Origin of the sequence: Paenarthrobacter sp. YJN-5 (assembly GCF_015040095.1) — a bacterium.
Classification (GTDB): Bacteria; Actinomycetota; Actinomycetes; order Actinomycetales; family Micrococcaceae; genus Arthrobacter; species Arthrobacter ureafaciens.
In genome coordinates this window covers 733,205-746,146 of record NZ_CP053544.1, presented here as the reverse complement: position 1 = coordinate 746,146, position 12,942 = coordinate 733,205, and the positions used below count along the sequence as shown (strand labels likewise).

Sequence of the window (12,942 nt, the reverse complement as noted above, 5' to 3'; positions counted from 1 at the left end):
CACCAATCGGCGGAAGTCATTTCAAAGAAACTGACCCCATTGCAGAATTTGTTGACAAGATGTGCTCATACGCATTCCCCGCTTCAGCTCCCTGAGCTCCGGAGTCTTGCGGTTGCTGGGACCAGAACCCGGCGGCGCCTCCACCATGCGCAATCATTGCTCAGACTCCACCGCCTATAAACTGAACTCTTCAGCGCACGAAACACAGCACTGCAGGCACCGCCGTTACAACGCCACTAGGGGAAACGGGCTCACTTCCAGCGATCAGGTCGAGGTCTAGATTAATGCGCTTTCTGCGAGCGTCCATTCCATGGGCAAATGTGCGTTAGGAGTCAACGTACCGGTAACCTCACCCCATGACCACCGATAGTCTTGCGCAAGCCTCCAGTTCAAAAATTGAAGGTTTCCTCAGTTATGCCCACGAATCTGACTCCTTCCTTGACCTTGCAGAACCTCTGCACCGAGACCTAGTCAGGGTCATCAAGCTGCGTTCAAATCGGGACATCGAGATCTTCCGCGATAGAGCGGCGATCAAGTGGGGCGATCGGTGGAAAGCCACGATCGACAACGGCCTCACCAACGCCAGCGTCCTCTTTGTCATAGCTACGACTCACTACTTGGCCAGCAACAACTGCCGCGATGAGTTTCTGGACTTCCTCAATGCGGCCAGATCATCAACCATGAGCGGCGCGCGGCGCCTGATCCTGCCCATAATGCCCATGGCGGCCTCGACCGTATTTACCGTCGACTCAGAGGATGAGATTGCCAAAGAAATTGCGGAAATTCAGTTTGAACTGATCGAGGACGCCGTCGTAGCTGGGGAAGGATCACCAGAGTGGAAACGCGCCTTGATCAAGCTGGCAGACCGTTTTATTGAGGTAGTCGCGCTAGCCGAGTCTCAGGCTGCCGCTGCCGCCGCTCAAGCGGAAGCCGAAGAAGAGGGGAAGCACGCAAGAACGGCAGCTCTTGCCCAGGGAAACGAAGGAGCCGCGGAGGACGAGCCTGAAGTGGCAGATGATCGCGGTTTTTTCGAGGCCTTGGAGGATCTGGAAACTGACTTTGAAGAACTGACTGGACTAGCTGACAAGATGAGTGGTCTCATGACGACGGTTGTCCTCCCAATGAAAACCGTTGATTTTGAATCAACATCTTCGGCGAAGCAGATGAACGCTAAGATCGCACACTTGGCGAAGCAAATGACTCCTGACAGTCGCGCCCTGGGCGAGACCGGCCGCGCCATACGCGACAAAACAAATACTATTGATGTCGGCATTCGCCACCTTGTACGAATCGCTAAAAGCAACCAAGGCACAATCGCCGATGGTGTGCGCGGGTTTCTGGAGGGTGCCCAGACTTCCTTGGCCGGGACGACGGAAGTTCTGGAGCAGATGGATGGTCTCCTTACCTCAATGGCGCCAGCGGAAGCTGCGTCAAGTCTTATGCGGAATGCCCTAAAGCCCATGCGCAGTGGCATTGTAGCTTTCAGCGACGCCGTTCGGGTCATCCACAAATGGGGACCTGAGCTGCTGGACTAAGGGCCAGAACAGGGCCGGCATAGGCATTGCGCTTGTCCACCCGATGATGATCTTGACAATCGCACCGAGCACCGACGCCCAAATCAGGTGAGACCTCCAAGCTGAGCCAAGAGTCCACCTAGCTAGTTGCGTCACGCGTTGTCACGTATTCGCGTAGACCAGAGATGGCGAAATCGGCGGCCCAGATCTTAGAATTCGATGAGGTCCTTGCCCACCTCTTGCGCGATGTTTCAGGTCATGCGTTCTAACGAGGTCGGGCGAAGACCCGATCAGTGATGGGAACGGGGAGCTGAACGGCAGACAAGACAACGTTTTCCAACGTTGCGTAGCGAGCCTCAATTTGGTCATGAAGCGCCTGCCGCTCTCCAAGGTCTCGAGCAACGCGAAACTCCTCGTAAAGACTGTGAGTGTCATGGTAGGCTTCGACACTTTCGGGTGAATGAAACTGAACTTCTACCCACATTTCCAAAGCAAATCGATCGTGAAGACCGAAATGGGCATGAATACCCTTATATCGAGATGTTGGATGATAACTGTTTAAAACACAACGCAGATCAAGCTCATTGGCACGTGCAATTGCGATGAATGAATGCAAGCTTCCCCCTAACTCCGCATGCTCCTCAGCTAAGACGGAGTACCGGAGGACATCCTCAATTAGGCTTAGTGCAATGTGGGCCATCTCGCGCTGCGTTGACACGTTGCTAAACCGGTAGGGGCTGAGACGCACCATGTCCTTAGCCTTACGGTGCAGGGACTGCCAACGTTTGACTCTAAATTCCAAGCCGTACGGCCGAGCCCCTTTAGGTATAGCTTTAAGCACCAAGGACGTAATTTGAGGTTCAATCGGTTTCAGGCTTTTCAGAAAATAGATTACTTCACGCAGAAACTCATCGTTCTGCGGATTCACGTTCTCGTTTTCAGGCCATTCTTGTTCCGGAAGAAAGCTCGGCTCAGTTTCATTCGGCATCGAAGTCATACCGCCTGTCACGTTCAGTGGCTGTAGCCCACTCGGCCTCCGCAATCGAGGAGTCTGCGCCCCAGAGAGCTTTCCTCTTTAAGGCAGCTTCATTCCTCATGATTCTTCGATCTAGCGCATTGCGAGTTCTCAGTGTTCCGGGTTTGGCTAACGACCCAAGCATCCGTGCAAGTACAGATAGCTTTGCAGGCTCAAAGGTCGTGCTCTCAGGCGAGGCCTGCTCAAGAGCGCCGGACCATCGCCGATACAAAGTAACGTGGTTTCGACGAAACCAGTCGATCAACTCGTCTCCCACGCCAAGCAACTCTGTTTCTCCGATCTCCTGCTGATCCGAGAGGAGCGCCTTCGGCAGAACACGAGAGTCTTCCAACAAAACATCAACGACGAGCGGATTCATTGGTCGCATTGCCGACGCGAGGTAACGCGCGAGCTCCCCGGGTAGCGTCTTGTAGCGAAGTTCAGTGCGGTCGCCAAAGTAGTCGCGCTCTATGGACGGGTTGAGTACCCAGGAACGAGTGTTGGGCAAATAGCTGTATATATGATGCTCATGCAGAATCCCAATTCGAGCCGTTTCCAAGGGGAACTCACGCTCTCTGTGCTCATCGATGAGATCGATCATGGCTAGGTACGTTGCCATTTCTGCCTCCAACCTTTAGCGGAAGTTATCATGAAACGGTCCCTTCCTCTACCGAAAGCGACCCGTTTCACGTTTTGACTCGTTCCCAGCGTCGTGAGCAGGGCGTCAAATTCCGCCTACTCCTGCGTGAAACTGCGCTGCTTGGGGTGCTTGCTTTCTGGTTTTCGGAAGGCGCGGATGGCCGGAGGTGCCGACGGCGACGAGTTCACCTGGTCTCTGGTTTACGCCGCGTTGGCCGCAGCCCACGGCTTTGTGCTTTACCATTGGCGTCGGCGAAGCCCATCGCAACGACAAAGTGGTTGGCCACATTCCTTGCTGCTGATCTACCAGTGCGCCCCCTGGCGCGCAGGCTATGAGCGCAATGGCACACGCTCGCATATTCGTACCCAGCAGCCCTGCGCTGTCCTTCAGGCGGATCCCAGGCCGAGTCCTTGACCCCGGACCTCGACGCCGAATGCCTTGCGAGCTGATTTAGGGCAACCACACCGAGTCGAAACGGCGCGGCACCATGTCGCCACGTCCGAGCCTTTGGTATCCCAAGCTCCCACCCCCTTGACTCCCACCCCCTCCTTCCCTAGACTTTTCATAAAGCAGAATCTAAATTCCACTAGGCGGAACAAAAGCCAAGCACCAAGGCCAAGACGAAGCACAGAGGAAGATAGATCAAAGCACCTCCTCGGAAGGACCTACGATGACGTACACAGTGAACTGCTCCATCCTCCTGACGGAGCTGCCCTTGCTCGAGCGCCCCGCCGCCGCGAAGGCAGCCGGTTTTGACGCCGTCGAGTTCTGGTGGCCCTTCGAAACCTCCGTCCCCAGCGACGCCCAAGTAACCGAGTTCGAGAACGCCATCAAGGACGCCGGCGTTCAGCTCACGGGCCTGAACTTCAATGCAGGAAATATGCCTGGCGGCGACCGCGGCCTGGTTTCCTGGAAGGGACGTTGCTCCGAGTTCAAGGACAACATCGATGTCGTAGCCGGCATCGGTGAGCGCCTCGGCTGCAAGGCCTTCAACGCCCTCTACGGCAACCGCCAGGACGGGTTCACCCCTGAAGAGCAGGACGAACTCGCCGCCAGGAACCTCGCCGCGGCAGCTGCCGGCGTCGCACGTATTGGCGGAACTGTCCTCCTCGAGCCGGTGAGCGGCGCACCCAAGTACCCGCTCCTCACGGCAGAAGACGCACTCAAGGTCATCGCCCGCGTCAAGGCAGAATCCGGCGCACAGAACATCAAGCTCCTCGCCGACTTCTACCACCTGGCAGTCAACGGCGACGACGTCGAATCCGTCATCGAGAACCACGCCAAGGACTTCGGCCACATCCAGATCGCCGACAACCCCGGCCGCGGCGCACCCGGAACCGGCAACCTGCCCCTCGGCGAATGGATCGCCCGCAGCCGCGAACTCGGCTACGACGGCTACATCGGCCTCGAGTACAAGGAACCGCAGGAAACGGCATTCAGCTGGGCCATCCGCCAGCGCGCCGCAGCCAACTAAGCCCCGCACGCCCAACTAAGTAGCAGCAGAGCGCGTTTAGAACCCTCAAAACGCGCACTAATGCGACCTAGTTGGGTAAGCACACCTGAGTTAGCGCACTCGGGTTAAAAGACTCACCCAGACTTCAGACACACAGACTTTCCCGGAAAGAGAAACACAATGAGCAACGTTGCAGTCATCGGCCTCGGAATCATGGGCCTGCCTATGGCCATCAACCTCGTCAAGGCCGGCCACACGGTCACCGGTTTCAACCGCAGCCAGGACAAGATCGACAAGCTCGTCTCCGAGGGCGGCCAGGGCGCCAGCTCCATCGCGGACGCAGTCAAGGACGCCGACGTCGTCATCACCATGGTCCCGGACTCCCCCGATGTTGAGGGCGTTGTCACCGGCAAGGACGGCGTCTTCGCCAACGCCAAGAAGGGCACCCTCTGGATCGATGCCTCCAGCATCCGCCCGGACGTCGCCGCCCGACTCGCAGCAGACGCCAAAGAAGCCGGCATCCGCCCGCTCGACGCCCCGGTCTCCGGCGGCGAGCAGGGTGCCATCGACGCCGTCCTGTCCATCATGGTCGGCGGCGAAGCAGCTGACTTCGAGGCAGCACAGGATGTCCTCAACGCAGTGGGCAAGACCATCGTCCACGTCGGCCCGTCCGGCTCCGGCCAGACCGTCAAGGCAGCCAACCAGCTGATCGTCGCGGTGAACATCCAGGTCCTCGGCGAGGCCATCGCCTTCCTTGAGGCTTACGGCGTAGACACCGACGCAGCACTGAAGGTCCTCGGCGGCGGCCTGGCCGGCTCCAAGGTCCTGGACCAGAAGGGCCAGAAGATGCTCGACCGCAACTTCGACCCCGGCTTCCGCCTCGCCCTCCACCACAAGGACCTCGGCATCGTCACGTCCGCAGCCCGCGAAGCCAACGTCTCCGTCCCGCTCGGCGCAGTCGTCGCCCAGCTCGTCGCCGCAACCGTCAACCAGGGCGACGGCGGTCTCGACCACTCGGGCCTCTTCAAGCAGGTCCTCCAGCTCAGCGGCCGCAAGTAAGGCCCTAAGCACCAAGAAGCAAGGGAACCCGCCGTCGTACATAAACGACGGCGGCTCCCTCACCACACCCAAAAACACCCCAGACTTCGCCCGCAAGGGCAAAAAACAAGGAGCACACCATGGCTAAGATGCGCACCGTTGACGCGGCGATCGCCATCCTGGAAAAGGAAGGCGCCACCGAGGCGTTCGGCCTGCCAGGCGCAGCAATCAACCCCTTCTACTCCGCAATGAAGGCTCACGGCGGTATCCGCCACACCCTGGCCCGCCACGTTGAAGGCGCCAGCCACATGGCCGACGGTTACAGCCGCGCAGCTGATGGCAACATCGGCATCTGCATCGGCACCTCGGGCCCTGCCGGCACGGACATGATCACCGGCCTCTACGCGAGCTGGGCCGACTCGATCCCCATGCTGTGCATCACCGGCCAGGCACCCGTGTCCAAGCTGCACAAGGAAGACTTCCAGGCCGTGGACATCGAGTCCATCGCCAAGCCGGTCACCAAGTTCGCCATGACCATCCTGGAGCCGGGCCAGGTTCCCGGCGCTTTCCAGAAGGCCTTCCAGGTAATGCGCTCCGGCCGTCCGGGCCCGGTCCTGCTGGACCTGCCCATCGACGTCCAGATGGCTGAGATCGAATTCGACATCGACGCCTACGAGCCCCTGCCGGTGGAGAAGCCCAAGGCTTCCCGCAAGCAGCTGGAAAAGGCTTTGGACATGCTGACCGCGGCCAAGCACCCGCTGATCGTTGCCGGTGGTGGCATCATCAACGCCGGTGCTTCGGCCCAGCTGGTTGAACTGGCTGAGCTGCTGAACGTTCCGGTAATCCCCACCCTGATGGGCTGGGGCGCCATCCCGGACGATCACGACCTGATGGCAGGCATGGTTGGCCTGCAGACCTCGCACCGCTACGGCAACGAGACCTTCCTGCAGAGCGACTTTGTGATCGGAATCGGCAACCGCTGGGCCAACCGCCACACCGGTGGCCTGGACACCTACACGGCTGGCCGCAAGTTCGTTCACATCGACATCGAGCCCACGCAGATCGGCCGCGTGTTCTCCCCCGACTTGGGCATCGCTTCCGACGCCGGTGCGGCGCTGGATGGTCTGCTGGAACTGGCACGTGAGCGCAAGGCCGCAAGCACCCTGCCGGACTACTCCGCCTGGGTTGCCGAGTGCCTGGAGCGCAAGGGTTCCCTGCACCGCAAGACGCACTTCGACAACGTGCCGATCAAGCCGCAGCGCGTGTACGAAGAGATGAACAAGGCCTTCGGCAAGGACACCACGTACGTCTCCACCATTGGTCTCTCGCAGATCGCCGGCGCCCAGATGCTGCACGTGTTCGGTGCCCGCAAGTGGATCAACGCCGGCCAGGCTGGCCCGCTGGGCTGGACCGCTCCCGCCGCCTTGGGCGTGGTTCGTGGCAAGCCTGACGAGAACGTTGTGGCACTGTCCGGTGACTACGACTTCCAGTTCATGATCGAAGAGCTGGCCGTGGGCGCACAGTTCAACCTGCCCTACATCCACGTTGTGGTGAACAACTCCTATCTGGGCCTGATCCGCCAGTCCCAGCGCGGCTTCAACATGGATTATCACGTGTCCCTGGGCTTCGATAACATCAACTCCCCCGAAACCATGGGCTACGGCGTTGACCACATCAAGGTGGTTGAAGGCCTGGGCTGCAAGGCCATCCGTGTGGAGAACCCGGAAGACATGCCTGCCGCTTTCGACAAGGCCAAGGCCTTGCGCGACGAGTTCAAGGTTCCGGTTGTGGTGGAAGTGATCCTGGAAAAGGTCACCAACATCTCCATGGGCCTGGAAATCAACGCAGTGAACGAGTTCGAAGAGCTGGCCGAGACCGCTGCGGACGCCCCCACGGCGATCCTGGCCAAGGCCTAACAGCCGCACACGGCCGCGAACGGCCCAACAGCCGCCACGGCTAAAGAGAAACAGTAAAGGAGGCACCGGAATGCGTGTGGTCATCGCCCCGGACAAATTCAAGGGCTCACTGTCCGCGCCCGAGGTCGTCGAGCACCTGGCAACAGGCCTGCAGGCCGGCTTCGGCAGCAGCGGCCTGGAGACAACACGCATTCCGGTGGCCGACGGCGGCGAAGGCACCATCGATGCCGCCATCGGCTCCGGCTTCACCCGCCGGACCGCCACGGTCACCGGCCCGCTTGGCGAACCGGTCAAGGCCGACTTCGCCATCCGAGGGACCGAAGCCGTGATCGAGATGGCAGCAGCTTCCGGTTTGGCGCTCCTCCCGGAGGGCCCCACGAGCGAAACCGCGAAGACTGCCACCAGCATCGGCACGGGTGAACTCATCCGTGCCGCGCTGGACCTCGGTTGCCGCAAGATCATCCTTGGCGTTGGAGGCAGCGCCAACTCCGACGGCGGTGCAGGCGTCCTGCAGGGCCTCGGAGCCGTTTTCCTGGACAAGGACGGCAACGAACTCCCCGGCGGCGGCGCCGCCCTCGCTGCGATAGACACCATCGACTTCGCCAACTTCGACGTCCGGTTGGAGGCAACGGACTTCGTGTTGGCGTCCGACGTCGACAATCCCCTTTTGGGGGCCAGCGGGGCTCCGGCCATCTTCGGTCCGCAAAAGGGCGCGACGCCGGACGACGTCGCCGAACTCGACGCGGCGATCAGCAACTTCGTGGAAGTGCTGAGCCAAACCACGGGCATTGAAGCCAAGCACGCAGCGAAGGCACCGGGCGCAGGCGCGGCCGGAGGCGTTGGCTACATTGCCATCGCGGCACTGAAGGCTGAACGCCGGCCGGGCATCGACGTCGTCCTTGAGTTCACTGAGCTCGAAAGCAGACTGAAGGGCGCGGACCTGGTGATCACCGGAGAAGGCAGCCTGGACGAACAAAGCCTCCTGGGCAAGACCCCCATGGGCGTCTCCCGCGCAGCCGCGAAAGCCGGAATACCGGTGATCGCAGTCTGCGGCCGGACCACCCTGAGTGCGGAGCAACTCACCAATGCCGGATTCCATACGGTCCACGCCCTGACCGACATGGAAAAAGACGTCCAAAAATGTATCGCTGAAGCAGGTCCGTTGCTTGAACAATTGGGAAAGCACGTAGGCGTGTATCTGGCGGAACGGACCGAAAACAAGGAGTACCTCAATGTCTGAAGCAATCGGCGCTTACGACCTCGTTATCCGGGGCCAGCGCATCCTCACCACCGCCGGCATTGCACCCCGCGAAGTGGGCATCCGTGACGGCGTGATCGTCGCGATCGAACCGCTGGGCAACGGCCTGACGGGCACCGAGGTCATCCACCTCGCAGACGACGAGACCCTCATCCCCGGCTTGGTGGACACCCACGTCCACGTCAACGAGCCCGGCCGCACCGAGTGGGAAGGCTTCGCCTCCGCCACTCGTGCAGCCGCAGCTGGCGGCGTCACCACCATCATCGACATGCCGCTCAACAGCATCCCGCCCACCACCAGCGTGGACGGCCTGGAGCAGAAGCGCGTGGTGGCCAAGGACCAGGCATTCGTTGACGTCGGATTCTGGGGCGGTGCCATCCCGGGCAACAAGGCCGACCTCCGCCCGCTCCACGACGAGGGCGTCTTCGGCTTCAAGTGCTTCCTCCTCCACTCCGGCGTGGACGAGTTCCCGCACCTGGACGCGGATGAGATGGAAGAGGACATGAAGGAACTGAAGTCCTTCGACTCCCTCATGATCGTCCACGCCGAGGACTCCCACGCGATCGACCGCGCCCCGCACCCCGGCGGCGACCACTACGAAACCTTCCTCGCCTCCCGCCCCCGCGGTGCCGAGAACAAGGCCATCGCCGAGGTCATCGAGCGCGCACGCTGGACCGGCGCACGCGCCCACATCCTGCACCTTTCCTCCTCCGACGCGCTGCCCATGATCGCTTCGGCAAAGCGCGACGGCGTCAACCTCACCGTTGAGACGTGCCCGCACTACCTGACCCTCATGGCCGAGGAGATCCCGGACGGCGCAACCGCGTACAAGTGTTGCCCGCCCATCCGTGAAGCCTCCAACCGCGAGCTCCTCTGGAAGGGCCTGCAGGACGGCACCATCGACTGCATCGTGTCCGACCACTCCCCCTCCACCCTTGACCTCAAGGACCTGGAGAACGGCGACTTCGCCGTTGCCTGGGGCGGAGTCTCCTCCCTCCAGCTGGGCCTGTCCCTGATCTGGACCGAGGCACGGCACCGCGGCATCTCCCTGGAACAGGTCGTTGCCTGGATGTCGGAGAAGCCCGCTGCCTTGGCCCGCCTCCACAACAAGGGCCAGCTCGCCCTGGGCTACGACGCAGACTTCAGCATCTTCGCCCACGATGACGCGTTCGTGGTGGACGTCAAGAAGCTCAAGCACAAGAACCCGATCACTCCGTACGACGGCCGCCCGCTCTCCGGCGTGGTCCGCAAGACCTTCCTGCGCGGCTCGGAGATCGACTTCCAGAACCCGGGCGGAAAGCTGATCCGCCGCGGCAACGTTTAGGACATATCGCCATGGCAGTACAGGCCTATGGCCCGCCGCCGGCACGGTACCCCGGACGCCAGGGAGCCGGACACCAGCAGGCAGGACGGCAGGGAGGTGGACGCCCGATCACGGGCCGTCCGGGTACCGCGCGGCAGCAGGGCCAGAACGCTACGGGTCTGAGTGCACGGGGCCTGGCCCTTTGGGTCAACCCGGCCGAGGGCGATCCCGTAGACCCTGAAATTTGGGACCGGGCAGCACGCCTTGTGCTGGCCCGGGCAATGAAACTTGCCCCGGAGGCGGAAGTCCGCATCTGGCCCGCCATCGGGGCAGAACACTCCGGCGTCGGCAGCACTTCCTGGGGCGGCACTCCGCAGGAAGCCGCCGACGCCGGTAACCACCTTCCGCAGTCGGGTTCGATGGCGCTGGCAGAGGCTCTCGCCGCCGCCCGTGCCACGGCCGAATCCGACGGCGGTGACCACCCCTCCGAGGGCGGCAGCACCGCCGTCGAGCCCGTAACGTTGGCAGCCCGGCGCAGCCAGCTTGCAATCGACCTCGCTGCTGAAGTAGTGCTCCTGGACGGCAAGCCAGTTGCCTTCACTGGCATGGAATACAAGCTGCTGCGCTACCTCGTGGTGAACTGCTCGCGGGCAATCGGACGTGAAGAATTGCAACGCTTCCTGGAGTCATTTGACCTTCCGGGCGCGGCATTTCGCTCGATCGACGTTTATGTTGGAAGGGTGCGGCGGAAGCTCGGCTCCGCCCGTTATACGGTTGCCACCGTCCGTGGTGGCGGCTACCAGTTCGTGCCTGGCCCATATGCCACCGTGCGCGGACCTGCGGAATACAGCATCTAGCGACGCTGTTCTGTCAAGAGGCACACCTGTCCTGACAGTCCGCCCTGAATGACCATTGCTGGCTACGCGTCAGTGTGAAAATGCCGGCAACCGCCGGTTGAATGTAAAGGATCGCTATGGCCCAGAAACTCCTCGTCGGAACGCAGGCACCGGATTTCGCGCTTCTCGACGCCGACGGCAACAAGGTCTCGCTGTCCGACTACCGCGGACGCAACGTCATCGTTTACTTCTACCCGAAGGCCGCCACCCCCGGCTGCACCACCGAGGCCTGCGACTTCCGCGACAACCTGGCCAGCCTCCAGGGCAAGGGCTACGACGTCATCGGAATCTCCCCCGACGCCAAGGAAGCGCTGTCCGCGTTCTCGGGCGACTTCGAACTGACCTTCCCGCTGCTCTCCGACGAAGACCACTCCGTTGCCCTGGCCTACGGCGCCTGGGGCGAGAAGCTGGTCAACGGCGAAATCGTCGAAGGAATCGTCCGCTCCACCGTTGTCCTCGACGGCGACGCCAAGGTGAAGCTGGCCCAGTACCAGGTGAGCGCCCAGGGCCACGTCCAGGCCCTCCGCGAAGAGCTGGGCGTCTAACCCTCTCCCACATCCCGCCGCTTTCCGGCGGACGCTCGCTCACATCCCGCCGCTTTCCGGCGGTTCCTCTTTCACCCAACTACACAATTCTTGTAACGCCCGCTCACCCGAAAGTGAGCGGGCGTTCATCTTGCTTGACCAAACGTGACAAAAAGTCAGCAGCATTAGTTAATGGAGCCATGGTCTCACCTGCGCCCCAGCGTCATGCCGTCGTCATTGAAGATGATGAGGATATCCGCGGCCTCCTCGTTGTTGTCCTTGAGCAGCTGGATTTCATCGTCACGGAAGCCGCAGATGGGTCCACCGGCGTCGAAGCAGTCAAGAACACCAACGCCGAACTGGTCACCCTGGACATCAACCTCCCCGACTGCGACGGCATGGAAGTGTGCCGCCGCCTACGGGAATTCTCCGACGCCTACATCCTGATGCTCACGGCGCGCGCCGACGAATTGGACCGGCTGACGGGCCTGGACACCGGCGCGGACGACTACCTCATCAAGCCGTTCAGCCCCAAGGAACTCCAAGCCCGCATCCGGGCCCTCTTCCGCCGGGCCCGCACCCCCGCCCAGCCCGCGGAGGACCCGCGCCAAACCGACGAACTGGCGCGCGCCGCCGTCGTACAGCAAAGCCTGCTTCCGCAAGAGAAGGTCCGGCTGGAAGACTTCGACGTCGCCGGTGCCTTCCGGCCGTCGCGCAGCGTTGGCGGGGACTTCTACGACTGGTACCAAACCCCCGACGGCGTCCATCTCACGTTCGCGGACGCCATGGGCAAAGGAATGGGAGCCGCCCTCATCGCCGCGACGGTGCGCGCCGTGATGCGTTCCGTCGCGGATACGCCTGCCATCGATGCAGCATTCGGGTCGGCGAGCGCCACCATCGCGTCGGATCTGGACCAGTCGGGTTCGTTCGTGACCATGTTCCACGCACGCTTGGACAGCGACTCGGGCAAGCTCAGTTATATCGACGCCGGCCATGGGCTTGGCCTGTACGTTCCGGCTGAGGGATCGGCACACCGGCTCGTCTCGGCAGGGCCGCCGGTTGGGATCCTTGAGGGGCAAACCTGGCCTGCGGCCGAGCTCACGCTTGAGCCGGGTGACTCGCTGGTGATCGTCAGCGACGGCGTGCTGGACGCCCATGATTCGCTCGAAGACTTCGTCCGCAACGTGGACAAGGCGGTACGGGCCGAGTCGACGTCGGAGGACGTGTGCGCTGCGCTGCTGGACCTGGCCCCGGCCGCCACAGCGGAAGATGACGTGACCGCCGTCGTTGTTCGACGAAAACCTGCACCGCTGCCGGCCGGACTGTAAAGCCACACAGGGGGGATTTTGACTCGTTTCTGGACCCGTTTGATCGTTGTCCTCACC

Annotated in this window: 10 protein-coding genes and 1 pseudogene; 9 read left to right on the top strand and 2 right to left on the bottom strand. The window is 61.8% G+C overall.

Annotated features, from left to right (window positions below; genetic code table 11):
* The first annotated feature begins 356 nt into the window (after nt 1–356).
* Nucleotides 357–1,535 carry a toll/interleukin-1 receptor domain-containing protein gene (locus tag HMI59_RS03525; protein ID WP_193592816.1) on the top strand — a complete coding sequence of 393 codons (1,179 nt, stop codon included), beginning with the start codon at nt 357–359 and terminating at the stop codon, nt 1,533–1,535.
* A 244-nt stretch (nt 1,536–1,779) separates the two neighbouring features.
* Here the strand turns inward: HMI59_RS03525 and HMI59_RS03520 are convergent, their stop codons facing one another.
* Both HMI59_RS03520 and HMI59_RS03515 read right to left on the bottom strand, forming a co-directional pair.
* Nucleotides 1,780–2,511, bottom strand: coding sequence for a hypothetical protein (locus HMI59_RS03520; protein ID WP_193592815.1), 732 nt, complete (start codon nt 2,509–2,511; stop codon nt 1,780–1,782).
* Nucleotides 2,492–3,148, bottom strand: coding sequence for a hypothetical protein (locus HMI59_RS03515; protein WP_193592814.1), 657 nt, complete (start codon nt 3,146–3,148; stop codon nt 2,492–2,494). Before HMI59_RS03515 ends, HMI59_RS03520 begins: the two co-directional genes overlap by 20 nt.
* Nucleotides 3,149–3,839: 691 nt before the next feature.
* Here HMI59_RS03515 and HMI59_RS03510 point away from each other — a divergent pair.
* From HMI59_RS03510 to HMI59_RS03475, 8 genes and pseudogenes are all read left to right on the top strand, one after another.
* The gene (locus tag HMI59_RS03510; protein ID WP_193592813.1) at nt 3,840–4,643 is read left to right on the top strand and encodes a hydroxypyruvate isomerase family protein; all 804 of its coding nucleotides are present in this window, start codon (nt 3,840–3,842) and stop codon (nt 4,641–4,643) included.
* A 138-nt stretch (nt 4,644–4,781) separates the two neighbouring features.
* Nucleotides 4,782–5,681 (top strand): annotated as a pseudogene (locus HMI59_RS03505) (2-hydroxy-3-oxopropionate reductase); the annotation flags it as partial.
* A 119-nt stretch (nt 5,682–5,800) separates the two neighbouring features.
* Nucleotides 5,801–7,576 carry a glyoxylate carboligase gene (gene gcl, locus HMI59_RS03500; RefSeq protein ID WP_193592811.1) on the top strand — a complete coding sequence of 592 codons (1,776 nt, stop codon included), beginning with the start codon at nt 5,801–5,803 and terminating at the stop codon, nt 7,574–7,576.
* 70 nt (nt 7,577–7,646) lie between these two features.
* On the top strand, nt 7,647–8,816 hold the full coding sequence (locus HMI59_RS03495) for a glycerate kinase (protein WP_193592810.1): 1,170 nt from the start codon (nt 7,647–7,649) through the stop codon (nt 8,814–8,816).
* On the top strand, nt 8,809–10,158 hold the full coding sequence (allB, locus tag HMI59_RS03490; RefSeq protein WP_021472781.1) for an allantoinase AllB: 1,350 nt from the start codon (nt 8,809–8,811) through the stop codon (nt 10,156–10,158). Before HMI59_RS03495 ends, allB begins: the two co-directional genes overlap by 8 nt.
* A gap of 11 nt (nt 10,159–10,169) precedes the next feature.
* Entirely contained in the window at nt 10,170–10,994 is an 825-nt protein-coding gene (locus tag HMI59_RS03485; protein ID WP_193592809.1) for a winged helix-turn-helix domain-containing protein, read from the top strand.
* A 116-nt stretch (nt 10,995–11,110) separates the two neighbouring features.
* The gene (bcp, locus tag HMI59_RS03480) at nt 11,111–11,578 is read left to right on the top strand and encodes a thioredoxin-dependent thiol peroxidase (RefSeq protein WP_193592808.1); all 468 of its coding nucleotides are present in this window, start codon (nt 11,111–11,113) and stop codon (nt 11,576–11,578) included.
* Nucleotides 11,579–11,757: 179 nt separating this feature from the next.
* Nucleotides 11,758–12,885 carry a PP2C family protein-serine/threonine phosphatase gene (locus HMI59_RS03475; RefSeq protein WP_193592807.1) on the top strand — a complete coding sequence of 376 codons (1,128 nt, stop codon included), beginning with the start codon at nt 11,758–11,760 and terminating at the stop codon, nt 12,883–12,885.
* Nucleotides 12,886–12,942 lie beyond the last annotated feature (57 nt).

Excerpts from the sequence above, each read along its gene's own strand:
- HMI59_RS03525 (WP_193592816.1), top strand. The coding sequence starts at position 357 with ATGACCACCGATAGTCTTGCGCAAGCCTCCAGTTCAAAAATTGAAGGT.
- HMI59_RS03520 (WP_193592815.1), bottom strand. The coding sequence starts at position 2,511 with ATGACTTCGATGCCGAATGAAACTGAGCCGAGCTTTCTTCCGGAACAA.
- HMI59_RS03515 (WP_193592814.1), bottom strand. The coding sequence starts at position 3,148 with ATGGCAACGTACCTAGCCATGATCGATCTCATCGATGAGCACAGAGAG.
- HMI59_RS03510 (WP_193592813.1), top strand. The coding sequence starts at position 3,840 with ATGACGTACACAGTGAACTGCTCCATCCTCCTGACGGAGCTGCCCTTG.
- gcl (WP_193592811.1), top strand. The coding sequence starts at position 5,801 with ATGGCTAAGATGCGCACCGTTGACGCGGCGATCGCCATCCTGGAAAAG.
- HMI59_RS03495 (WP_193592810.1), top strand. The coding sequence starts at position 7,647 with ATGCGTGTGGTCATCGCCCCGGACAAATTCAAGGGCTCACTGTCCGCG.
- allB (WP_021472781.1), top strand. The coding sequence starts at position 8,809 with ATGTCTGAAGCAATCGGCGCTTACGACCTCGTTATCCGGGGCCAGCGC.
- HMI59_RS03485 (WP_193592809.1), top strand. The coding sequence starts at position 10,170 with ATGGCAGTACAGGCCTATGGCCCGCCGCCGGCACGGTACCCCGGACGC.
- bcp (WP_193592808.1), top strand. The coding sequence starts at position 11,111 with ATGGCCCAGAAACTCCTCGTCGGAACGCAGGCACCGGATTTCGCGCTT.
- HMI59_RS03475 (WP_193592807.1), top strand. The coding sequence starts at position 11,758 with ATGGTCTCACCTGCGCCCCAGCGTCATGCCGTCGTCATTGAAGATGAT.